At 66.0% G+C, this 21367-nt stretch carries 21 protein-coding genes and 1 pseudogene; 14 read left to right on the top strand and 8 right to left on the bottom strand.

Going from position 1 to position 21367, the window contains the following annotated elements:
* Positions 1-61: 61 nt before the first annotated feature.
* Positions 62-622: a YqgE/AlgH family protein gene (locus tag ACM608_RS09765; protein WP_419683034.1), complete on the bottom strand. Its 561-nt coding sequence runs from the start codon at positions 620-622 to the stop codon at positions 62-64.
* 64 nt (positions 623-686) lie between these two features.
* On the opposite strand from ACM608_RS09765, the gene ACM608_RS09770 reads away from it, so the two are divergent.
* Positions 687-1169 carry a peroxiredoxin gene (locus ACM608_RS09770; protein WP_419683035.1) on the top strand — a complete coding sequence of 161 codons (483 nt, stop codon included), beginning with the start codon at positions 687-689 and terminating at the stop codon, positions 1167-1169.
* 148 nt (positions 1170-1317) lie between these two features.
* Here the strand turns inward: ACM608_RS09770 and ACM608_RS09775 are convergent, their stop codons facing one another.
* The 3 genes from ACM608_RS09775 to ACM608_RS09785 form a co-directional block, all read right to left on the bottom strand.
* Complete coding sequence (locus tag ACM608_RS09775; RefSeq protein ID WP_419683036.1) at positions 1318-1515, bottom strand: hypothetical protein; 198 nt, start codon at positions 1513-1515, stop codon at positions 1318-1320.
* Positions 1512-1709 carry a hypothetical protein gene (locus ACM608_RS09780; protein WP_419683037.1) on the bottom strand — a complete coding sequence of 66 codons (198 nt, stop codon included), beginning with the start codon at positions 1707-1709 and terminating at the stop codon, positions 1512-1514. The genes ACM608_RS09775 and ACM608_RS09780 overlap by 4 nt, the downstream gene beginning before the upstream one ends.
* A 112-nt stretch (positions 1710-1821) precedes the next feature.
* Entirely contained in the window at positions 1822-3240 is a 1419-nt protein-coding gene (locus ACM608_RS09785; protein ID WP_419683038.1) for a helix-turn-helix domain-containing protein, read from the bottom strand.
* A 111-nt stretch (positions 3241-3351) separates the two neighbouring features.
* Here ACM608_RS09785 and ACM608_RS09790 point away from each other — a divergent pair, with 111 nt between their 5' ends.
* The 7 genes from ACM608_RS09790 to ACM608_RS09820 all read left to right on the top strand — a co-directional run bounded on the left by ACM608_RS09790 (position 3352) and on the right by ACM608_RS09820 (position 10617).
* Entirely contained in the window at positions 3352-4878 is a 1527-nt protein-coding gene (locus ACM608_RS09790) for an acyl-CoA carboxylase subunit beta (protein WP_419683039.1), read from the top strand.
* A 52-nt stretch (positions 4879-4930) separates the two neighbouring features.
* Positions 4931-5218, top strand: coding sequence for a hypothetical protein (locus ACM608_RS09795; RefSeq protein WP_419683040.1), 288 nt, complete (start codon positions 4931-4933; stop codon positions 5216-5218).
* Entirely contained in the window at positions 5215-5433 is a 219-nt protein-coding gene (locus ACM608_RS09800; protein ID WP_419683041.1) for a hypothetical protein, read from the top strand. The genes ACM608_RS09795 and ACM608_RS09800 overlap by 4 nt, the downstream gene beginning before the upstream one ends.
* The gene (mce, locus tag ACM608_RS09805) at positions 5430-5870 is read left to right on the top strand and encodes a methylmalonyl-CoA epimerase (protein ID WP_419683042.1); all 441 of its coding nucleotides are present in this window, start codon (positions 5430-5432) and stop codon (positions 5868-5870) included. The genes ACM608_RS09800 and mce overlap by 4 nt, the downstream gene beginning before the upstream one ends.
* Before the next feature lie 93 nt (positions 5871-5963).
* On the top strand, positions 5964-8177 hold the full coding sequence (gene scpA, locus ACM608_RS09810) for a methylmalonyl-CoA mutase (protein ID WP_419683043.1): 2214 nt from the start codon (positions 5964-5966) through the stop codon (positions 8175-8177).
* A gap of 83 nt (positions 8178-8260) precedes the next feature.
* Positions 8261-10249 (top strand): acetyl-CoA carboxylase biotin carboxylase subunit, encoded by a 1989-nt coding sequence (locus tag ACM608_RS09815; protein WP_419683044.1) that lies wholly within the window; start codon positions 8261-8263, stop codon positions 10247-10249.
* Positions 10250-10314: 65 nt separating this feature from the next.
* Positions 10315-10617: a hypothetical protein gene (locus ACM608_RS09820; protein WP_419683045.1), complete on the top strand. Its 303-nt coding sequence runs from the start codon at positions 10315-10317 to the stop codon at positions 10615-10617.
* Positions 10618-10703: 86 nt separating this feature from the next.
* On the opposite strand, the gene ACM608_RS09825 is transcribed toward ACM608_RS09820, so the two are convergent.
* Positions 10704-11204 (bottom strand): nuclear transport factor 2 family protein, encoded by a 501-nt coding sequence (locus ACM608_RS09825; RefSeq protein WP_419683046.1) that lies wholly within the window; start codon positions 11202-11204, stop codon positions 10704-10706.
* A gap of 108 nt (positions 11205-11312) precedes the next feature.
* Between ACM608_RS09825 and ACM608_RS09830 the strand changes: the two genes are divergently transcribed.
* From ACM608_RS09830 to lexA, 4 genes are all read left to right on the top strand, one after another.
* On the top strand, positions 11313-11906 hold the full coding sequence (locus ACM608_RS09830; RefSeq protein WP_419683047.1) for an anthranilate synthase component II: 594 nt from the start codon (positions 11313-11315) through the stop codon (positions 11904-11906).
* Complete coding sequence (trpD, locus tag ACM608_RS09835) at positions 11903-12904, top strand: anthranilate phosphoribosyltransferase (RefSeq protein WP_419683048.1); 1002 nt, start codon at positions 11903-11905, stop codon at positions 12902-12904. Before ACM608_RS09830 ends, trpD begins: the two co-directional genes overlap by 4 nt.
* Complete coding sequence (gene trpC / locus ACM608_RS09840) at positions 12901-13683, top strand: indole-3-glycerol phosphate synthase TrpC (RefSeq protein ID WP_419683049.1); 783 nt, start codon at positions 12901-12903, stop codon at positions 13681-13683. Before trpD ends, trpC begins: the two co-directional genes overlap by 4 nt.
* 83 nt (positions 13684-13766) lie before the next feature.
* Positions 13767-14453 carry a transcriptional repressor LexA gene (gene lexA, locus ACM608_RS09845; RefSeq protein ID WP_419683050.1) on the top strand — a complete coding sequence of 229 codons (687 nt, stop codon included), beginning with the start codon at positions 13767-13769 and terminating at the stop codon, positions 14451-14453.
* 532 nt (positions 14454-14985) lie between these two features.
* Here the strand turns inward: lexA and ACM608_RS09850 are convergent.
* A pseudogene (locus tag ACM608_RS09850) lies at positions 14986-16707 on the bottom strand (ComEC/Rec2 family competence protein); the annotation flags it as partial.
* Between ACM608_RS09850 and gltX the strand changes: the two are divergent.
* A complete protein-coding gene (gltX, locus tag ACM608_RS09855) occupies positions 16622-18046 on the top strand; it encodes a glutamate--tRNA ligase (RefSeq protein WP_419683051.1) in 1425 nt (474 codons plus the stop codon). The pseudogene ACM608_RS09850 and the gene gltX overlap by 86 nt on opposite strands.
* A gap of 27 nt (positions 18047-18073) precedes the next feature.
* A complete protein-coding gene (locus tag ACM608_RS09860; RefSeq protein WP_419683052.1) occupies positions 18074-19357 on the top strand; it encodes a citrate synthase in 1284 nt (427 codons plus the stop codon).
* On the opposite strand, the gene ACM608_RS09865 is transcribed toward ACM608_RS09860, so the two are convergent.
* Positions 19354-20376: a sensor histidine kinase gene (locus ACM608_RS09865; protein WP_419683053.1), complete on the bottom strand. Its 1023-nt coding sequence runs from the start codon at positions 20374-20376 to the stop codon at positions 19354-19356. The genes ACM608_RS09860 and ACM608_RS09865 overlap by 4 nt on opposite strands.
* Positions 20373-21356 (bottom strand): hypothetical protein, encoded by a 984-nt coding sequence (locus ACM608_RS09870; protein WP_419683054.1) that lies wholly within the window; start codon positions 21354-21356, stop codon positions 20373-20375. Before ACM608_RS09870 ends, ACM608_RS09865 begins: the two co-directional genes overlap by 4 nt.
* Between the last annotated feature and the right edge of the window lie 11 nt (positions 21357-21367).

The raw sequence follows: 21367 nt of genomic DNA on the forward strand, positions 1-21367 counted from the left end.
CGCGGCCCGCACCATCGCAATCCCTTCTCAAGAGAACAGACCACGGTCGAGCGAAGTCCGCTCACGCCGTCCCGAAAGAGGCGGAAAGCAGGCGGCTGTCGATCCCCGCCGCGGAGAAGCCTGCGGTCCAGCGCTGATCGGCGGGCGTGCCAAAGGTCAGTGTGTCGTCGCCGGGGATGGCGAACCATCCGTGACGAGTCATTTCGCCATCCAACTGAGCACCGCCCCAGCCTGCATAGCCGAGGCTCACCAGCCAGTGCGAAGGACCCGTACCGTCTGCGATGGCGCGCAGGACGTCGAGCGTGCCAGTCAGCCGCCAGAGCGGACCGGCATCGATCGTATCCTCCCCTTCCCAATCCTGCCCGTGAAGAACGAAACCGCGCTGTCCCTCGACCGGACCACCGTGATGGATTGCCACGTCCGGGGCGATACCGGGATCGATGTCGAGCTGCCTCAGCAAGGCGTGGAGACGGATCTGCGGCACATGCCGTCCGATACCGATGCCGAGCGCACCCTCCGCATCATGGGCACAGACGGCGATCACGGCGCGATCAAAGCGGGGATCGCCGATGCCCGGCATGGCCAGCAGGATCTGTCCGGCGAGGCTTGCGGATGCGGTCACCTTGGCAACATAGGGCGGCATCCGGGCAAGGTCCACTTGGCTGGCGTGAAAAGGTTTGCAGCCGATGACCATCTCAGTGGGCGAGAGAGTGCCTGACGTACCGCTGTTCAGGATGGGCGATGCAGGTGTTGAGGCGATCTCCACAGCAACCTTGTTCGCGGGTCGGATGGTGGTGCTCTTCGCGGTGCCGGGCGCATTCACGCCAACCTGCTCCGCGCAGCATCTGCCCGGCTTCATCGAGGCGGCGGATGCCTTGCATGCCAGGGGTGTCGATGAAATCGCGTGCCTCTCCGTGAACGACGCTTTCGTGATGGAGGCCTGGGGGCGGAGCGCCGGAAGTTCGGGCAAGGTCACCATGCTGGCCGACGGCAATGGCGACTTCACCCGCGCGCTCGGTCTGGAGATTGATGCACGGAAGAACGGGCTCGGCATGCGCAGCCGGCGCTACTCGATGGTTGTAGAGGACGGCTTCGTCACCCATCTCAACCTGGACGAGCCCGGTGCGTTCAAGATCAGTGCCGCGAGCCATCTGCTGGAGCAGCTCTAGGCCGGATCGACATTCAGGATTCCCGGTGCTGATTGCTCGTTTGTCGGCATTCTTGATGCTCCCGCAAGCCCCCATCACTCATGACGCGACCGCCTACAAACCATGCAACGAGCGACGCCTCGGCCGCTACGCTGAGCGTCGATCCGCGCTAGGCACCGCTGTCAACGGCCGAGCCTTCCTCGATCGTCACTTCACCATCGGGGGTTGCGATGGTCCGACGGGTCGTCGCGCCTGTCGAGGCCACATTCGCTTCTTCCCCGCGCATCCCCTGCTCGGGCGCAGGCTGCCGGTTGTCCTCGTCCGGCGCACCATAGATGCGCCCGTTGCCGTGATCCTTGTCGCTCATGCGCCGGCGCCCTTCTGGCCCAGTTCGGCGAGGCGTTCCGCGCCTTGTTCATCTTCCTGATGCTGGGCCGATTGCGGTGGCTCTTTGCCAGCGCCGCCCTCCGGCACACGCCGACCGTCCTTAGGATCGTCGCTCATCTTGCCGTTCTGGCTCATCTTGCCTGGGTCTTCGCCCACCATACGGTTGCCCGTCACGTCGTCTCTCCTGGAACAAGCCCGGCGTTTGTCGGGCGGGTTACGGAGTCAACCACAGGGTAAGTCTTCCGTTCCACCCTATGGTTCCAGATCATCGTAGAGGTGCGCCCTCCTATCTGAACCCGTAGGGTACGACGCTCCGCCGATCCGGATCGACTTCAAGCACGCGTCCCGTCGGCGGAAACGCACGTTGGTCGCAATCTTCGCGCGGGCAGATGCGGCAGGATGTGCCGATCGGGGTGGCGCTGTGGCTGCCGTGCAGGTCGAGATGGTCGCCGTAGACGAAGTCGGCGGCGTGGCCGACCTCACAACCCAGCGCCACGGCATAGCGGCGCGCGGGGCGCAGATAGCTGCCGGTCTGCTTCACCAGCCCCTTGGCCATCGAGACGTAGCGCGTGCCGTCCGGCGTCTCGGCAAGCTGCACGAGGATGCGATCAGGGATCGCCACCGCCTCATGCACGATCCACAGGGGGCAGGCGCCGCCGAAACGGGCGAATTGCAGCCGCGTTGCCGAGTGCCGCTTGGTGATGTTGCCGGCCATGTCGATGCGGCAGAAGAAGAACGGCACGCCCTGCTGACCCGGCCGCTGCAGCGTGGAGAGGCGATGGCAGGCCTGTTCGAAGCTGACCCCGAAGCGTTGGCGCAGCTGGTCGATGTCGTGCCGCGTCTCGCGCGCCGCCTGCCGGAAACTGGCATAGGGCATGAGGAGCGCGCCGGCGGCGTAGTTGGCGAGACCGACGCGCAGGATGCGGGTGGATGCGTCGGAGAGGAAGCGCGCGTCCCGGGCGATGCGGTCGATCGTCTCGGCGGCCTCCAGCCGCATCAGCTCGTGCGCGAGGAGGAAGGCGACGCTTTCCGGCGGCAACGAACGGTCGATCGTGAGGCGACGCAGGTCCGGATCGTAGCTGCGAAGCTCCTTCCCCTCCCCGCGCCCGGCCTCGATCGTGACGCCATGCGCCTCCTCCAGGCGCGCGCGGAGGCCAGCAGCAGGCGTCTCGCCGAGGCCGAGCGCGTCCGCCAGCATCTCCGCCCTACGGTCGATCGCATCGATGTAATTGCCCTCGGCGTGGAACCAGTCGCGCACCTCCTCCCAGGGGAGTCGGCCCGCTTCGATCGATCCGCTGTCGATGCGATCGTCCACCGCCCGCAACTGTTCCTGCGACCGGCGGTAAGCGGCGTGAAGGGCTACCATTCGCCGGGCTAGCAGCGGCTGCTGGCGCAGGCTCCGCCGCACCGCCTCCTCGGCCAACGCGTCGCTCGGCACGGTCGGGTCGATGGCAGCCTCGACCGCGTCGATCAGCAGGGCGTTGTCGTCGTCCGGATCGACATCCGCCCACTCCAATGGGAATGCGCGGGCAAGTTCGATCAGGACCTGCGGCGTGACGGGACGGTCGTCATTCTCGATCTGCGAGAGGTAGCTGACGGAGATCCCCAGCCGCTCCGCCATAGTCGCTTGAGCAACGCCGAGACGCTTGCGCATGTCGCGGATGCGGTTGCCCGCGAAGATGCGGCGACGGACGGAACTGACCATGTCGCCGGTCTAGTTTGCAAACACCTGGCCCGCAACTTCGCAACAACACATTTGCGCATCCGCCGATCGGCTGGTGTGGAAGGCGCGATTGATCGCCGGAGAGCCTCCAGGATGCTGAAGATACTCGAAACCTTGGAAGAGAAGCGCGCACAGGCACGGCTGGGCGGCGGACAGAAGCGTATCGACGCGCAGCACGCGCGCGGCAAGCTCACCGCGCGCGAGCGGATCGACGTGCTTCTCGACGAGGGGTCGTTCGAAGAAGTCGACATGTATGTAGAACATAACTGCGTCGATTTCGGCATGGAGGCACAGAAGATTCCGGGTGACGGCGTCGTCACCGGATCGGGCACGATCAACGGCCGCCTCGTTTTCGTATTCAGCCAGGACTTCACCGTCTTCGGCGGCGCGGTGTCCGAACGCCACGCGATGAAGATCTGCAAGATCATGGACATGGCGCTGAAGGTCGGCGCGCCGGTGATCGGCATCAACGACAGCGGCGGTGCGCGCATTCAGGAGGGCGTCGCCTCGCTCGCCGGCTATGCCGAGGTGTTCCAGCGCAATGTGCTGGCGTCAGGCGTGGTGCCGCAGATTAGCCTGATCATGGGCCCCTGTGCGGGTGGTGCCGTCTACTCGCCGGCGATGACCGACTTCATCTTCATGGTGAAGGACAGCTCGTACATGTTCGTCACCGGGCCGGATGTGGTGAAGACCGTCACCAATGAGGTGGTGACGCAGGAGGAACTGGGCGGTGCCGTCACCCACACCGCCAAGTCGGGCGTGGCCGACCTCGCCTTCGAGAACGACATCGAGGCGCTGACCGCGACCCGCGACTTTTTCGACTTCATGCCACTGTCCAACCGGGAGGCGGTGCCGGAGCGGCCGACCGACGACCCCTACGATCGGATGGACTACAGCCTCGACACGCTGATCCCAGACAGCGCGAACAAGCCCTATGATATGAAGGAGCTGATCACGAAGGTCGTCGATGAAGGCGATTTCTTCGAGGTGCAGCCAGCCTATTCGGGCAACCTCATCACCGGCTTCGCCCGGATCGAGGGGCGGACCGTCGGCATCGTCGCCAACCAGCCGATGGTGCTGGCGGGCGTGCTCGACATCTCCTCGGCACGCAAGGGTGGCCGCTTCGTCCGCTTCTGCGACGCTTTCGAGATCCCGATCGTCACCTTCGTGGACGTGCCGGGCTTCCTGCCCGGCGTCGCGCAGGAGCATAACGGCATCATCACCCACGGCGCGAAGCTGCTCTTCGCCTATGCCGAGGCGACGGTGCCAAAGATCACGATCATCACCCGCAAGGCCTATGGCGGCGCGTACGACGTGATGAGCTCCAAGCATCTGCGCGGCGACTTCAACTATGCCTGGCCGACCGCCGAGATCGCGGTGATGGGTGCTAAGGGCGCGGTAGAGATCATCTTCCGTGGGCGGACGCCGGAAGAGATCGCCGCGCGTACCAAGGAATACGAGGACCGTTTCGCCAACCCGTTTGTGGCGGCGTCGAAGGGCTTCATTGACGAGGTCATTATGCCGCACTCCACCCGCAAGCGCATCGCGACGGGCCTGCGGAAGCTGCGCAACAAGCAGCTCGAGAACCCGTGGAAGAAGCATGACAACATCCCGCTGTAACGTTGAGTGCAAGCCATCTTCACATTATAAGGTAATGTGAAGGAGATTGATGATGCGCAATGCTCGAATGACAGTGCTGGTGACCGATCAGGAGAAGTCAGCATTCGAGGCTGTTGCGGCGACGCAGGGGCTGTCCGCTGGCGAGTTCATGCGCAAGGCGGCAGCGCGGGCTGCCCGCTCGGACGAGCAGGAATATGAGGAAGCGTTGAAGCTGATCGTGCCGGAACTCGAGGCCATGCTGCCGAAGTGGAATGCACAGATCGACTCCATGCGGGAGTCGATCGCGGAAGCACGCAAGTCTATCCGGAAAGCGATCGCCCGTGCGGACGCCGCGCTGTGAGCGTCCTCGAACAGGCCTTCGGCGCGATCAAGAACGCCATGCTCATTCAGGAGCGGTTCGATCGGCTGGAGAGCGATCTCAAGGATCTGAGCCGCGACATCTCCGATCTGGGCGACAGTCATGGCCGACTGGCCGAACGGGTCGCTCGTCTTGAAGGCATAATCCAGGGCGCTGCGATGGCATCGGGGCGCGAACCACCAAGGATCGAAGGATGAAGCTCGGACGACTGAACCATATCGGCGTCGCCACGCCTTCGCTTGAGGCGTCGCTCTCCTACTACCGCGACGTGATGGGCGCGACGCTGGCGCATGAGCCGTTCGACCTGCCGGCGCAGGGAGTGAAGGTGTGCTTCGTCGATACGCCGGGTGAGAACGGCACGGCCGGCACCCAGATCGAGCTGATCGAACCCTTGGGCGAGAACAGCCCCATCCACGGGTTCATCGCCAAGAACCCGGCCGGTGGACAGCACCACATGTGCTACGAGGTGCCTAACATCCACGAGGCTAAGGCTTGGTTCGAAAGCCTCGGCAAGAAGGTGCTCGGCGAGCCGCGTACCGGTGCCCACGGAACGCCGATCTTCTTCGTCCACCCCAAGGACATGAACGGGGTGCTGACCGAGATCATGGAAACGCCCAAGGAGGGCGCGCACTGATGTTTCTTATTGCCGTCATCCCGGCGAAGGCCGGGATCCAGATCGACGGTGACAACTGGACCCCGGCCTGCGCCGGGGTGACGAGGTAGACGCATGACCATCGAAACCAACACCGGCGAAGATTCGGGCGCGGCCCCAAAGCCCCGCGACCTGCCCGAACCGTCTGCCAGGCCCACGCTCGACAAGTGGTTCACCGCCGCCGCGAAGGAGGTGAAGGGCAAGGACCTCACCTGGAACACGCCCGAGGGGATCGCGGTCAAGCCGCTCTACACCGAAGAGGATGTCGAGGGTTGGGATCCCGGCCTGCCCGGCTTTGCCCCCTTCACCCGCGGCGTGCGCGCGTCGATGTACGCCGGCCGGCCCTGGACGATCCGGCAGTACGCCGGCTTCTCCACCGCCGAGGCGTCCAACGCCTTCTACCACCGCAACCTGAAGGCGGGGCAGAAGGGGCTGTCCGTCGCCTTCGACCTTGCCACCCATCGCGGCTATGACAGCGACCATCCGCGCGTGACCGGCGACGTCGGCAAGGCGGGCGTGGCGATCGATACTATCGACGACATGAAGATCCTGTTCGACGGCATCCCGCTCGATCAGATGTCGGTGTCGATGACGATGAACGGCGCGGTGATCCCGATCCTCGCCTTCTTCATCGTCGCGGGTGAGGAACAGGGCGTCGACCGCAAGCTCCTCGACGGGACCATCCAGAACGACATCCTCAAGGAGTTCATGGTCCGCAACACCTACATCTACCCGCCCGAACCCTCGATGCGGATCATCTCCGACATCTTCGGCTACACGTCGCGGGAGATGCCAAAGTTCAATTCGATCTCGATCTCCGGATATCACATTCAGGAGGCCGGGGCGACGCAGGTGCAAGAGCTTGCCTTCACCATCGCCGACGGCGCGGAATATGTGAAATACGGCGTCCGCTCGGGACTGGACATTGACAAGTTCGCCGGGCGTCTCAGCTTCTTCTTCGCGATCGGCATGAACTTCTTCATGGAAATCGCCAAGCTGCGCGCCGCCCGCGTACTCTGGCACCGGGTAATGACCAATCTCGGCGCTAAGGACGAGCGGTCGAAGATGCTGCGCACGCATTGCCAGACGTCGGGCGTCTCGCTGACCGAGAAGGACCCCTACAACAATGTCATGCGCACCACGATCGAGGCGATGGCGGCGATGCTCGGCGGCACTCAGTCGCTCCACACTAATGCCCTGGACGAGGCGATCGCGCTTCCCACCGACTTCTCGGCCCGCATCGCCCGCAACACGCAGCTGGTGATCCAGGAGGAGACCGGCATGTGCAATGTCGTCGATCCTTTGGGCGGCTCCTACTACATCGAGAGCCTGACCAAGGAGTTGGTCGACCGCGCCTGGGAGATCATCGAGAAGGTCGAGGCGGAAGGCGGCATGGCGAAGGCGGTGGCCGCCGGCTGGCCCAAGGCGATGATCGAGGAGGCCTCCGCCGCCCGCGCCGCGCGGATCGATCGCGGCGAGGAGGTCGTCGTCGGCGTCAACAAGTACCGCAAGGAACAGGAAGACCCGATCGACATCCTCGATGTCGACAACCATGCCGTGCGTGAGGCGCAGATTGCGCGCATCAACAAGGTGAAGGCGAACCGGGACGAGGCGGCATGCCAGGCGGCGCTGAATGCATTGCGCGAGGGGGCGGCCGGCACCGGCAACCTCCTCGAACTCGCCGTCGAATGTGCCCGCCGCCGCGCGACGCTCGGCGAAATCTCCAAGGCGATGGAGGACGTGTTCGGCCGCTACGGCACCTTCCCGACGCCGGTGAAAGGCATCTATGGCGGCGCCTATGCCGACGATGCCAAGTGGAGCGGCCTGATCGAGGGCGTGGAGGCGATCGGCCGCCGCAAGGGCAAGAAGCCGAAGATGCTCGTCGCCAAGATGGGCCAGGACGGCCACGACCGCGGCGCAAACCTCGTCTCCTCGGCCTTCGGCGATCTCGGCTTCGAGGTGGTGGCAGGGCCGCTTTTCCAAACGCCGAAGGAAGCGGCGGACCTTGCGCTGAAGGAGGATGTCGACGTGGTCGGCGCGTCGAGCCTTGCGGCGGGTCACAAGACGCTGATCCCGGAGCTGATCGGCCACCTCAAGGATGCTGGTCGCCCGGACATCAAGGTCATCGCGGGCGGCGTGATTCCAGCGCAGGACTATCAGGTACTCCGCGATTTAGGCGTGCAGGCGATCTTCGGCCCCGGCACGAACCTGGTCGATGCAGCGACCGAAGTCCTCCAGCTCCTCGGCCACAATCAGCCGCCTGAAGGCATTGGCGAGGCGGCCGAGTGATCCACCTTTATCGTTCCCCGGCGCAGGCCGGGGTCCAGTTCAACGGCCGGGTCTGGACCCCGGCCTTCGCCGGGGAACAATAAGTGTTCAAGAAGATCCTCATCGCCAATCGCGGCGAAATCGCCTGCCGTGTGATCAAGACCGCCCGGCGCATGGGCATCAAGACCGTCGCGGTCTATTCGGACGCGGACGCGCGGGCGAAGCATGTCGAGATGGCGGACGAGAAGGTCCATCTCGGCCCGCCGCCTGCGTCCGAGAGCTATCTCCTCGCGGACAAGATCATCGAAGCCTGCAAGGTGACCGGTGCCGAGGCCGTCCACCCCGGCTACGGCTTCCTGTCGGAGCGGACCTCCTTCGCCAAGGCGCTTGAGGACGCCGGTATCGCGTTCATCGGCCCGCCGGCCGGCGCGATCGCCGCGATGGGCGACAAGATCGAGTCCAAGAAGCTCGCCAAGGAAGCGGGCGTCAACGTCGTTCCCGGCTATCTCGGCGAGATCGCGGATACCGAAGAGGCGGTGAAGATCGCTACCGACATCGGCTATCCGGTGATGATGAAGGCCTCGGCCGGCGGCGGCGGCAAGGGCATGCGCCTCGCCTATTCCGAGCAGGACGTGCGCGAAGGCTTCGAAGCGACCAAACGCGAGGGCCTGTCGAGCTTCGGCGACGACCGCGTGTTCATCGAGAAGTTCATCGAAAGCCCGCGCCACATCGAGATCCAGGTGCTCGGCGACAAGCACGGCAACATCGTCTACCTGAACGAGCGCGAGTGTTCGGTGCAGCGCCGCCACCAGAAGGTCGTGGAGGAGGCCCCTTCCCCCTTCGTTTCGCCGGAAATGCGCAAGGCGATGGGCGAGCAGGCCGTCGCTCTCGCGCGCGCGGTGGGCTATTATTCCGCCGGCACGGTCGAGCTGATCGTCTCCGGCGCGGACAAGACCGGCCAAGGCTTCTACTTCCTGGAGATGAACACCCGCCTGCAGGTGGAGCATCCGGTCACCGAGTACATCACCGGCCTCGACCTCGTGGAGCAGATGATCCGCGTCGCCTATGGCGAGAAGCTGGCCTTCGGTCAGGCGGACGTCGGGATCAAGGGCTGGTCGGTCGAGAACCGGGTCTATGCGGAGGACCCGTATCGCGGGTTCCTGCCGTCGACCGGCCGCCTTGTCCGCTACCGCCCGCCGGCCGAAAGTGACGACGTGCGCGTCGATGACGGCGTCTACGAAGGCTCCGAAATCTCGATGTTCTACGATCCGATGATCGCCAAGCTTGTCACCTATGGCGAGACGCGCGAGGAGGCGATCGATCGCCAGATCGACGCACTCGACCGGTTCGAGATCGATGGTATCGGCCACAACATCGACTTCCTCTCCGCGCTGATGCAGCATCCGCGCTTCCGATCCGGCAACATTACCACCGGCTTTATCGCCGAGGAGTATCCCGAGGGCTTCCAGGGTGCCCCGGCAGGCGAAGGCCTAACCGCGAAGCTTTCCGCCATCGCCGGCATCGTCGCCACGGCGGAGGCGGCGCGCGCCGCCCAGATCGAGGGTCGCCTGAACGGTCCGACACCGCCGCCTGCTGACTGGGTAGCGAAGCTGGACGGTGCCGAGCACAAGGTCTCGATCAGCGGCGGCGCGGTGGAAGTCGACGGCACCGTGCTGGAGATCCACGCCGCCTATGTTCCCGGGCAGCGCCTGATCGAGGCGGTGATCGACAACGAGCCGCTCTCCGTTCGCATCCAGAAGACGCGCCTCGGCTTCAAGCTGACGGCGCGGGGTGCCACGCATGACCTGCGGCTGATGCGCCCGCATGTCGCGGAACTCTCGCATCACATGATCGAGAAGATCCCGCCGGATCTGTCGCGTTTCCTGCTCTGCCCGATGCCGGGCCTGGTCACCCAGATCCACGTCGCGGCGGGCGACACGGTACAGGCGGGTCAGCCGCTGGCGGTGGTCGAAGCGATGAAGATGGAGAACATCCTTCGCGCCGAGAAGACCGGCACCGTCAAGGAAGTGGTGGCCAAGCCGGGTGAGAGCCTGGCGGTGGACGCCGTCATCCTGGAATTCGAACAAGCGTGAAATTGCCTGCTGCACTGCAACAATAGGGTTGCGGTGCGCGTTGGGGTCGGCGAAAGGCTGACCTTATGGAAAGCAGCAAGCTCGTTCTGGAAGCCATCGCGCGGCGCAAGTGCCTCGACGCGACCTACAACCGCATGGATGTGAAGCTGGCACCCCACATCCTCTACACGCGCCATGACGAACTCTATGTGGACGCCGTAACGGTCGAGCGCGAGGGCAATCCTCCGCGCGAAATCAAGGTCGGCACGTTCAAGCTGGCGGGGCTCTCCATCCGCGGCGTGGACGAGCGCTCGTTCGAGCCGCAGCCGGTCTTCAACCCTGCGGACGAGAAGTACGAGGGTGTCACGCTTTTTTCGGTCACCGCCTGACAGCGTTGACGGGCCGGAGCAACGGCGGAGAAAGCTGGTTGCTTGCTCCCCGTCCTTCGACTTAGCTCAGGACAGTCGTTGCCTAGTTAACTCCCGCACCCTTCCGTGCGGCTCGACCAGGCGAGGTTCAGCACCTTCCATCGACCGTCGGCGCGCACCAGGCTGAAATGGTCCGCCCCGCAATGGTGCAACTTCCCGTCGATCGCGAAGGTGTAGAAGCCCCAGACCATCGCCACGTCCCCGTCGATCTCGACCGCCGGGTTTGGCATCCGCTCCTCATATCGCTGCGGCCCCGGCTTCAGCCCAGCCGCCCACTCCGCCCAACTGCGCGTCACGGCCTTGCCCGAGGCATCGACGCTGGTGACGTTGCCGCGCATATCCACTTGGGCGAGCGCGGCCTGGCCGTCCCGTGCCGCCAGCGCCGCGAACACGGCGTTGACCGGTGCCAGCACGGCGGCTTCCTCGCTCGCTGGTGGTGGCACGGGCTCGCCCGGCGGCAGCTTGTCCGGTGAGGCGATGGCGAGGAGGGTAGCGAGCAGCATCATCAACTCCTGAACGTCGTCATGCTGACGAAGGTCAGCATCCATTCGCGCTCACTCGCCTCTTAGACAAATCGCCGGATAGATCCCAGCCTGCGCTGGGATGACGAACAAGATACGGATGACGTGAGGACGAGCGCTCGCTAAGACCCGGCCATGATCCTGGTCATCGACAATTACGACAGCTTCACCTGGAACCTCGTGCATTACCTGCGCGAGCTTGGTGCCGAGGTGGAAGTGGTGCGGAACGACGAAATCGGTGTCGGCCAGGCGATGTCCTCAGGTGCTGCCGGCTTCCTGATTTCCCCCGGCCCCTGCACGCCGAACGAGGCGGGGATCAGCCTCGACCTTGTCGCCGCCTGCGCGGAGCAGCGCCGCCCGCTCTTCGGCGTGTGCCTTGGCCATCAGGCGATCGGCCAGCACTTCGGCGGACGCGTCGTGCGCGCGGCCCAGCTGATGCACGGCAAGACCTGCCCGGTCGAACATGATGGCACGGGGGTCTTCAAGGGCCTGCCCACGCCGTTTACTGCCACCCGCTATCACTCGCTGATCGTGGCGGAGGAAGATCTGCCTCCGTCGCTCCTCGTCAACGCGCGCGCGCCGGACCGCACCGTGATGGGCTTCCGCCATGCAAGCCTGCCGATCCACGGCGTCCAGTTCCACCCGGAAAGCATCGCCACCGAACATGGTCACGACCTGATCGCCAACTTCCTGCGTGAGGCGGGCGTGAAGGTGCTGGAGCGGGCGTGACCACGATCACCCTCCTTCCCGACCCGTCATCGCCACTCGACGGTGCGACGGCGGAGGCGGCGTTTGCCGACATCCTCGACGGCAAGGTCGAGGCGGAGGTGATCGCGCCCTTCCTCGTCACCATGGCGGAGCGCGACGAGACCAGCATCGAGATCGCCGCCGCCGCGCGCGCGCTGCGCGCCCGCATGATCCGCGCGGCCGCTCCCGCCAACGCAATCGACGTCTGCGGCACCGGCGGTGACGGCGCGCACAGCCTCAACATCTCGACGGCGGTGGCGCTGGTCGTCGCGGCCTGCGGCGTACCGGTCGCCAAGCACGGCAACCGCGCCGCCTCCTCAAAGGCCGGGGCTGCGGACACGCTGGAGGCGCTCGGTCTCGATCTCGATCGCGCCGCAGAGACGGCGGAGGAGAGCCTGGCCGACCTCGGCATCGCCTTCTTCTTCGCGCAGAAGTACCACCCGGCGCTCGGTCGCCTTGCGACGGTCCGCAAGGCAATCGGGCGGCGGACGATCCTCAACCTGCTCGGTCCGCTCTGCAATCCCGCAGGGGTGCGCCGCCAGTTGATTGGGGTGGCTCGGGTCGATTACCTCGAAACGATGGCCGAGGCACTCGAGCTGCTCGGCAGCGATGCCGCGATGGTGGTCGCGGGCGAGGAGAACCTCGACGAGTTATCGATCGCGGGGCCGAGCCGCGCCGTGACGTTGTCGGCGAACGGCCTCGCCTCCAGCAAGGTCACGCCGGAGGATGCCGGGCTGCCCGACCATCCCCTCGACGCCATCAGGGGTGGTGACGCCGCCTACAACGCCGCCGCGCTGCGCCGCTTGCTGGAGGGTGAGCTTGGGCCCTATCGCGATGCCGTGCTGCTCAATGCCGCTGCCGCTCTGAAGGTGGCCGGTGAAGTCTACGGGCTTCGCGACGGAGCCGAAGAAGCCGCCGAGGCCATCGACAAGGGGCTGGCCAAGGCGCTGCTCGACTGCTGGATCGACTTTAGCCGATGACCTCTAACCGTTTACAAGCGATCCTTCAGACCAAGTATGAAGAAGTGGCCGTGCGCAGGCCGCAGGGCCTTTCGCACTGGCCTGCTCCTTCACCGCCGCGCGGCTTCCAGCAGGCGCTACGCACGAAAGTCGAGACCCTTGGGACCGGGCTGATTGCAGAGATCAAGAAAGCATCGCCTTCTAAGGGGTTAATCCGAGGGGATTTTGACCCGCCTGCCCACGCCCGCGCTTACGAGGCCGGTGGTGCCGCCTGTCTGTCGATCCTCACCGACGAGCCGTATTTCCAGGGGAGCGCCGATTACCTGATCGCCGCGCGTGCCGCCTGCGGGCTCCCCTGCCTGCGCAAGGACTTCATGGTCGATCCGTGGCAGGTGGCGGAGGCGCGGGCCATGGGTGCGGACGCGATCCTGATCATCGTCGCGGCGCTCGACGACGGGCAGATGGCGGAGATCGAGGCGGCGGCGATCGAACTCGACATGGACGTGCTGGTCGAGGTCCACGACGCCGCCGAGATGGCGCGCGCCGCCGGCCTGCGGTCGCGCCTGATCGGCGTCAACAACCGCGACCTTCGCGACTTCACCGTCGACATCGGCCGCACCATCGATCTCGCCGCGCTTGCGCCCGAAGGCAGCCTGATCGTCGCCGAGAGCGGCCTTGGCAGCCGCGCCGATCTCGACCGGCTGGCCGAATATGGCGTGCGTGCCTGCCTGGTGGGCGAGAGCCTGATGCGGCAGGCGGATGTCCGGACCGCGACCGAGCGCCTGTTGACCGGCGACTGAGTTCGCCCCAAGCGAATGTTGTTGACAGCATCGCGGAACATTCACTACCTGTTCCACATTCGTTCCCGAGTGAGGGCACCGACATGCTGACGCGCAAGCAACACGACCTCCTCTGCTTCATCAGCGACCGTCTGGCGGAGAGCGGAGTGTCGCCTTCGTTCGAGGAGATGAAAGAGGCGCTGGACTTGAAGTCTAAATCCGGCGTGCACCGCCTGATCAGCGCGCTTGAGGAGCGCAACTTCATCCGCCGCCTGCCGAACCGCGCCCGCGCGCTGGAAATTCTTCGGCTGCCTGAGGGAGTTCCGGCGAAGAAGGCGGCACCTGCGGCCGCGAACACCAACACGCCGGTGAAGAGCGAAGTGCCGGTGACACCGCCGGTTGCGGCCAACGACGTGATCGAGATTCCGCTGCACGGGCGTATCGCGGCCGGCATGCCGATCGAGGCGCTGGAGGGGCAAAGCTCACTCTCCGTTCCCGCCGCCCTCCTGGGCCCCGGTGAGCATTACGCCCTCGAAGTTTCCGGAGATTCGATGGTGGAGGCCGGCATTCTCGACGGCGACTATGCGCTCATCCGCCGCGTCGATAGTGCGAGGGAGGGCGAGATCGTCGTCGCTCTCGTCGATGACGCCGAGGCCACGCTCAAGTATTTCCGCCGTGAGGGGCAGATGGTGCGCCTCGATCCGGCGAACCGCGCCTATGATCCGCAACGCTACGCCCCAGCGCAGGTGCGGATCCAGGGCCGGCTGGCCGGGCTGTTGCGGCGGTATTGAGCCGGACCGCGCGCCAGGGGTGATCGTCGCGCGGCAGACGTGCTGCCGTTACGCGGACACGGTCGAAGTCTATGGCCAGGCCGCCGGTCTCCGCGAGGAGCGTTCGGTCGGCCTTAATCCATCTTGGGCGGCAGCTGCGCGGCAGTCGCCGGTCGCTAACGGCAATGTCGGCCATCGCGCAGGCTCGATTGGTTTGGCGGATCGGCGCGAACTGGTCGCTGCGGCTCGCCAGGACCGTCCAGCTTCGCCCACCCCGCGCGACGCGCGCCATGCAGAAGTCGCGGGTGCAGCGGGCGTTGGGGAGCATTTCGAGATCGAGAAGGGCTTCGTCGCTGCCGGCAATTTCGGCGAGCGTGTCGCGGGTGTAGTCTCGGGCACGGGGCCGAAGCAGGGCGAAGCGTCCATCGGATGTCCGCAGCGCCAAGTGCTGACCGTCACCCGTGACGAGGAGGTCCGGCGCAGGAGTCATGAGAGCCATTGCTACTCCGATCAGCGCCGGTGCCAGGCCCCATAGGCGCAGGCGTGTGCGCCACAGCGCAAGCCACAGCCCGCCCGCCACCATCAGAGCGAAAGCGGCAGGCGGCATCGACGGGAGAGCGGCGACCGCGCCCGGTGCGTCGCCGGCGGCACGGGCGATGGCGAGCAGCGCCTCGATTGCCAATCCGGTCGCCCACCATAACGGCGCGCCGAGGCCGATGATGTCGAGCAGCAGCGCCACCGCCTCCAGAGGCATGATGACGAAGGTGCTGAGGGGGATGGCGACGATGTTCGCGAAAGCGCCGTAGAGGCCAGCCTTATGGAAGTGGAACAAAGCGATCGGGGCGAGCGCCGCTTCGATGAGGAGACCGGTGGCGATCAGTCCGCCGAGCGCGCGCAGGAGCCGCCATCCCCTACCCTCTTCCCGGCGCGCGAGCAGGCGGCGGGTGAGCGGGAGTTCGTGGAGCGCCACGATCGCGGTCGCGGCGGTGAAGCTCATCTGGAAACTGGGACCGGCCAGCGCCTCCGGCCAGAAGACGAGAACGAGCAGCGCGCCCGTCGCCACCAGCCGCAGGGTGATCGCCTGCCGCCCAAGCGCAAGGCCGCCGAGGACGAGGAGTGCGGCGATGCACGACCGGACTGTCGGCACCTCGCCGCCGCTGAGCAGCGTGTAGCCGATCGCGGCGACGGCCCCCGCTCCGCCCGCAATGAGCGGCAGCGGCCAGTGCAGCGCAAGACGTGGGCTAAGCGCGAGGAGACGCATCGTCAGCAGGATCGCCGCGCCGACAACGGCGGTGACATGCAGACCGCTGATTGACAGAAGGTGCGCGAGACCGCTGCGCCGCATCGCCTCGGCATCCGCGTCCGCAATCGCGCCTTCGTCTCCGGTCACGAAGGCGGTAGCGATGCCGCCGGGCGAGCCGGGCAGTTGCGCCTCGATGTGGCGGGAAAGCTGCGCCCGCCATTGCGGCAGGCGGGAAAGGCCGAATGGCGGCTCACCCTTTGCCGTGATCGTAACAGGGGCAAAGGCCCGACCGGTCGCGCCGATGCCGTCGAACCAGGCAACGCGGGCGAAGTCATATGCGCCCGGCAGAACCGGCTCACCTGGCGGCATCAGGCGGGCGCGGAGCGACAATGTATCGCCGATGCTAAGGCCGGCAGGCACATCCTCCTCTGCCACATTCACACGGGCGCGGGCGGGTGGACCGCCCGCCGTGAGCGGTGTGGCGATCGTCAGGCGAATGAGGCCGCGTGCCGGCAGGCCTTCGACGCGCTCGACCGGACCGGACAGCGTCACGACACGGGGACGATCGAGGCGCGGAGCGGCGACCCGCTCCGCCTTGGCCCAAATCGCGAGGCAGCCCAGAACGGCCGCGAGTGCGCCTATGAGGATAGCGCGCGAGAAGCGGCCACCATGGCCCGAAGCACCGGCGGCTACGCCGATCGCGCCTGCGATGGCGAGGAACCCGATCCAGCCGTCCTGTGTCGGAACCGCGAACCAGGCCGCGATGCCTGCGCCAAAAGCGACCGGTAGCCAAAGCGGCAGATGGTCCCGCTCCGCCTCCAACACGGCTTCAATCCGCGCGTCGGCCCGTACCGGCGACGTGGTTTGAAGCAGGCGGAGGGCTATGCTAGGGGCCGTGCCGATTTCCTGGGCCTTCGGATGATTTCGGGGCCGATCCTTGGAGAATATGCGCTTGAGCGCAAGCACCCCGGCAGCGGCGGCCACCCCGGTCGTCACGCGCTTCGCCCCCTCCCCCACCGGCTTCCTGCACATCGGGGGCGCGCGCACCGCCCTGTTCAACTGGCTCTACGCCCGGCACACCGGCGGCAAGTTCCTGCTTCGCATTGAGGACACCGATCGCGCCCGCTCCACCCAGCCGGCGATCGACGCGATCCTGGACGGGATGCGCTGGCTTGGCCTCGACTGGGATGGGGACGCTGTGTTCCAGTTCGCCCGCGCCGATCGTCATGCCGAGGTGGCGCGCAATCTGCTGGCGCGGGGCCATGCCTATAAGTGCTTCGCCACCGCCGAGGAACTGGAGGTGATGCGCGCCGAGCAAAAAGCCAAGGGCCTGCCGCTCCGCTATGACGGCCGCTGGCGCGACCGCGATCCTTCCGAGGGTGGTGACGCCCCCTTCGTCGTCCGCCTGAAGGCACCGCGCGAGGGCGAGGTGACCATCGAGGATCGCGTGCAGGGTCCGGTAACGGTGCGAAATGCCGAGCTGGACGACATGGTCCTCCTCCGCTCCGACGGCACGCCCACCTATATGCTGGCGGTGGTGGTAGACGACCACGACATGGGCGTCACCCATGTCATCCGCGGCGACGACCACCTCAACAACGCCTTCCGTCAGTTGGCGCTGATCCGCGCGATGGGCTGGCCGGAGCCGGTCTATGCGCACGTCCCGCTGATCCACGGTGCGGACGGGGCGAAGCTGTCGAAACGACACGGTGCTTTGGGCGTCGAAGCGTATCGCGACATGGGCCTGTTGCCCGAGGCGCTGTGCAACTACCTGCTCCGTCTCGGCTGGGGGCATGGCGACGAGGAGGTGATCTCCCGCGACCGGGCGATCGCGCTCTTCGATCTCAACGGCATCGGGCGATCGCCTTCCAGGTTTGACGTGAAGAAGATCGAGAACTTGAACGGTATCTACATTCGCGATGCGGATGACGGCAGGTTGGCCGATCTGGTCCTGCCCCTCGTTCAGGCCGCGACCGGACGCGATGTGGATGCCGAATTGCTGCGCCGCGCCATGCCGGTGCTGAAGGTCCGCGCCAAGGACCTGAATGAGCTGGCGGTGGGTGCAAGCTTCCTGTTTCGAACGCGACCGATCGACATAGAGGACAAGGCGGCGGCTCTGCTGGAGGGCGGTGCGGCAGAGCTTCTGCTGCAATTGCGTGACGCACTTGACGGCGTGACCGAGTGGGCCGAAGGACCGATCGACGCTGCGGTGCGGGGTGTCGCGGAGTCGGCGGGGGTGGGACTTGGCAAGGTGGCGCAGCCGCTCAGGGCGGCGCTGACCGGGAGGACCACCTCGCCGGGTATTTTCGACGTGCTGGTGCTGCTCGGTCGCGACGAGAGCCTGGCAAGACTGAACGACCGGCTGGCCTGACCGGCCGGCATCTTTGGAGACCATCATATGGGCGGAAGCGCGAAGATCGAGATCGAAGGCCAGGGCGGCGAATACCCGATCCTGAACGGCACCATCGGGCCGGAGGTCGTCGACATCCGAAAGCTTTACGGCGCGACCGACCGCTTCACCTATGATCCGGGCTTCACCTCGACCGCGAGCTGCCGGTCCAAGATCACCTATATCGATGGCGATGCCGGCGTCCTCCTCCACCGCGGTTATCCGATCGATCAGCTGGCCGAGAAGTCGAGCTTCATGGAGGTCGCCTACCTTCTGCTGAACGGTGACCTGCCGAGCGCCGAGGGGCTGAAGGACTTCACCTACACCATCACCCGCCACACGATGGTCCACGAGCAACTGGCGACCTTCTACCGTGGCTTCCGGCGTGATGCGCACCCGATGGCGATCATGTGCGGTGTGGTTGGCGCGCTTTCCGCCTTCTACCATGACTCCACGGACATCGACGACCCCGAGCAGCGCAAGATCGCCAGCCACCGGCTGATCGCCAAGATCCCGACGATCGCGGCGATGGCGTACAAGTACTCGGTCGGTCAGCCTTTCCTCTATCCGAAGAACGACCTGTCTTACACCGGCAACTTCCTGCGCATGACCTTCGGCGTGCCCGCGGAAGAGTATGAGGTCGATCCCGTGATCGAGTCCGCGATGGACAAGATCTTCATCCTCCATGCCGATCATGAGCAGAACGCGTCCACCTCGACCGTGCGCCTTGCCGGCTCGTCCGGCGCGAACCCGTTCGCCTGCATGGCGGCGGGCATCGCCTGCCTCTGGGGCCCGGCGCATGGCGGTGCCAACGAGGCGGCGCTCAACATGCTGCGTGAGATCGGCACGCCGGATCGTATCCCGGAGTACATCGCACGCGCCAAGAACAAGGACGATCCGTTCCGCCTGATGGGCTTCGGCCACCGCGTCTACAAGAACTTCGATCCGCGCGCGAAGGTGCTGTCGAAGGCAGCGACCGAGGTGCTTGACAAGCTGGGCATCAGCGATCCGGTGCTCGACACCGCACGCGAGCTGGAGCGGATTGCACTCGAGGACGACTACTTCATCGAGAAGAAGCTCTACCCGAACGTGGACTTCTACTCGGGGGTGATCCTGTCGGCGATCGGCTTCCCGACCACTATGTTCACCGTGCTTTTCGCCCTTGCCCGCACCGCCGGCTGGGTTGCGCAGTGGAACGAGATGATCACCGACCCCGAGCAGAAGATCGGCCGTCCGCGCCAGCTTTATGTCGGGTCCGAGCAGCGCGACTACGTACCGGTAGACCAGCGCTAGGAAAGCGTCGCCCGCTGCGGCACGGCCAGGACGAAGCGGGCGCCCCCTCGATGTGCGGTATCGACCACTAGGTCGCCCGCCATCGATCGGGCGAGCCGCCGCGCGATGTACAGGCCCAGGCCTACACCGTCGCGCGTCTGTCCGCCGATGCGCACGAAGCGCTCGAAAATGCGCTCGCTCTCCTCGATCGGAACGCCAGGCCCTTCGTCCTCGACAGTAACGACACCATAGCCATCCACGTCGAAACAGCGGATCGACACGCAGGATCCCGGTGGCGCATGGCCAATCGCGTTGGTGATGAGGTTGATCAGGATCTGGCGTGAGCGCCGCGGCTCTCCCAAGGCAGCGACGACGAACCCGCCCTCCGGCCGGTCCACCGTGACCTGCCGTGCTTGTGCCTCCGCCTCCAGCCAGAGGGCCGCCGATCGGGCGACCTCGGCAAGATCGAACGGGACCGGATCGAACGCCTCGGTCGCCTCCGACAGGCTGTTAATGTCGAGAAGCAGCGCCAGGAGATGGCCGGCGGCCGAGAGGATATCGGTCGCATACTCCCGATAGGCCCCGCCGCCGTCCTTGTCGGTCAGGGTCGCCAGCCGGCGCGCATCGTCCAGGACACCCTCAATCACAGCGCGCAACGCCTGTTCGACCTCGTTCGACCCCACGCCGCTCTCTCCCGCCGGAGCGAGCGCCGCGATCAGCCGATCGGCAGCGATTGTGTCGGCGGACCGGTCGGCATCGGCGGCCTCGAGTTCAGTGAGGCTAAGGGCGATACCGTGGTCCGAAGGCTCGGCGCCCGCGAGAGCCGCGATGTCTTCGTCTCCCGCCGCGAAGCGCACCCGTCTGTCGATAGGGATTCCCGCTTCGCGCGCCTGCTCGGCAAGCACGGCAAGCGGTGGAAGGGCGAGCGTACCGGAGGGCTGGCCGGCCGCACGGCGATTAGCGGCGTTCAGAAACCCGTCGGCCGATGACAGCCGGCCGGCCAGATCGACCCGCCCGCGTACCGTCGCGGCTCCGCTCATGCCTCACCCAACATCGCGGCGCGGCTGCCGCCGTCGCTGATCGTCCGGCGCCGATGGGCCACCGTGCGCATGGCGTGACGCTCATCGCTGAGGTCGAAGGCGGCGAGCGCCTGGAGCGCCGTCGCTTCACTCACGGTAAAAAGCATCTGCGCGGCCGCCTCACGCGGTAGCCCGGCCGCACGGAGCAACGTCGCGAGCGCCTGGCCATCGCGGTCGAGAATATCGGCAAGGACGGTGCGATAGGGCAGGTCGAGCTTGACGCTTAGAACCGCTGCCGCGATCTCGACATCGCCGCGCACCACGAGGTCGCACAAGGCAGTCTCAAAATGCTCCTGCCGCGCGACCGCCGTACCGATACGCACCGCCGCCGCGTCGATCGACCCGGCCCTTTCGAATGCTGCACAGGCGACCGTGACGGCGCGGGCGAGATGCGCATCCGCGACATCGTCAGCGGCCAGTTCGACGGCAGAAGCCACCGACCAGACCAGCCGCTGCCGTACGTCGGCGTCGAGATCCGCCGCGAGCAGACGGGCCGATCCGCCGTGATCCGCACGCCTGATGAGGCAGGTGTGGAAAGCGGCAATGTCGCGCGGTTCGATCGATCGCAACGCGGGCGGCAGTCGCTTCGCCCACTCAGCGGGCGGCATGGTCGCGAAGCGCAAGCCGTCCGCGCGAAGCAGCAGAGCGCTGGCGAGACCGCGATCCGACATGAAGCTCGCTCGCTCCAGCAGCGCATGGACGCGAACGAGCTGTTCCTCATCAACGGCAGGGAGGCCCAGAACGTGGTGCAACACCGTGGCGATCTCTCGCACCAGGCCGGTGATCATCGCCGACATCGTCGCCCGTTCCGCATCGCTCAGCCGATGTTCGGGCGGTGACAACACCTCCCGAAGCACCTGATCGACGCGCGAATCGGCTCCCTCGCGCGCGAGTGAGAATGACAGGCGTCCCCCCCGCCCGCTTTCCCGATGGGAATTCATGGAGGGATGAT

Source organism: Sphingomonas sp. ID0503 (genome assembly GCF_048565625.1).
Taxonomy (GTDB): Bacteria; Pseudomonadota; Alphaproteobacteria; order Sphingomonadales; family Sphingomonadaceae; genus JBLZUR01.

Coding starts and splice junctions, on each gene's coding strand:
- ACM608_RS09770 (WP_419683035.1), top strand. CDS start 687: ATGACCATCTCAGTGGGCGAGAGAGTGCCTGACGTACCGCTGTTCAGG.
- ACM608_RS09775 (WP_419683036.1), bottom strand. CDS start 1,515: ATGAGCGACAAGGATCACGGCAACGGGCGCATCTATGGTGCGCCGGAC.
- ACM608_RS09785 (WP_419683038.1), bottom strand. CDS start 3,240: ATGGTCAGTTCCGTCCGTCGCCGCATCTTCGCGGGCAACCGCATCCGC.
- ACM608_RS09790 (WP_419683039.1), top strand. CDS start 3,352: ATGCTGAAGATACTCGAAACCTTGGAAGAGAAGCGCGCACAGGCACGG.
- ACM608_RS09795 (WP_419683040.1), top strand. CDS start 4,931: ATGCGCAATGCTCGAATGACAGTGCTGGTGACCGATCAGGAGAAGTCA.
- mce (WP_419683042.1), top strand. CDS start 5,430: ATGAAGCTCGGACGACTGAACCATATCGGCGTCGCCACGCCTTCGCTT.
- scpA (WP_419683043.1), top strand. CDS start 5,964: ATGACCATCGAAACCAACACCGGCGAAGATTCGGGCGCGGCCCCAAAG.
- ACM608_RS09820 (WP_419683045.1), top strand. CDS start 10,315: ATGGAAAGCAGCAAGCTCGTTCTGGAAGCCATCGCGCGGCGCAAGTGC.
- ACM608_RS09825 (WP_419683046.1), bottom strand. CDS start 11,204: ATGGATGCTGACCTTCGTCAGCATGACGACGTTCAGGAGTTGATGATG.
- ACM608_RS09830 (WP_419683047.1), top strand. CDS start 11,313: ATGATCCTGGTCATCGACAATTACGACAGCTTCACCTGGAACCTCGTG.
- trpC (WP_419683049.1), top strand. CDS start 12,901: ATGACCTCTAACCGTTTACAAGCGATCCTTCAGACCAAGTATGAAGAA.
- lexA (WP_419683050.1), top strand. CDS start 13,767: ATGCTGACGCGCAAGCAACACGACCTCCTCTGCTTCATCAGCGACCGT.
- gltX (WP_419683051.1), top strand. CDS start 16,622: ATGCGCTTGAGCGCAAGCACCCCGGCAGCGGCGGCCACCCCGGTCGTC.
- ACM608_RS09860 (WP_419683052.1), top strand. CDS start 18,074: ATGGGCGGAAGCGCGAAGATCGAGATCGAAGGCCAGGGCGGCGAATAC.
- ACM608_RS09865 (WP_419683053.1), bottom strand. CDS start 20,376: ATGAGCGGAGCCGCGACGGTACGCGGGCGGGTCGATCTGGCCGGCCGG.
- ACM608_RS09870 (WP_419683054.1), bottom strand. CDS start 21,356: ATGAATTCCCATCGGGAAAGCGGGCGGGGGGGACGCCTGTCATTCTCA.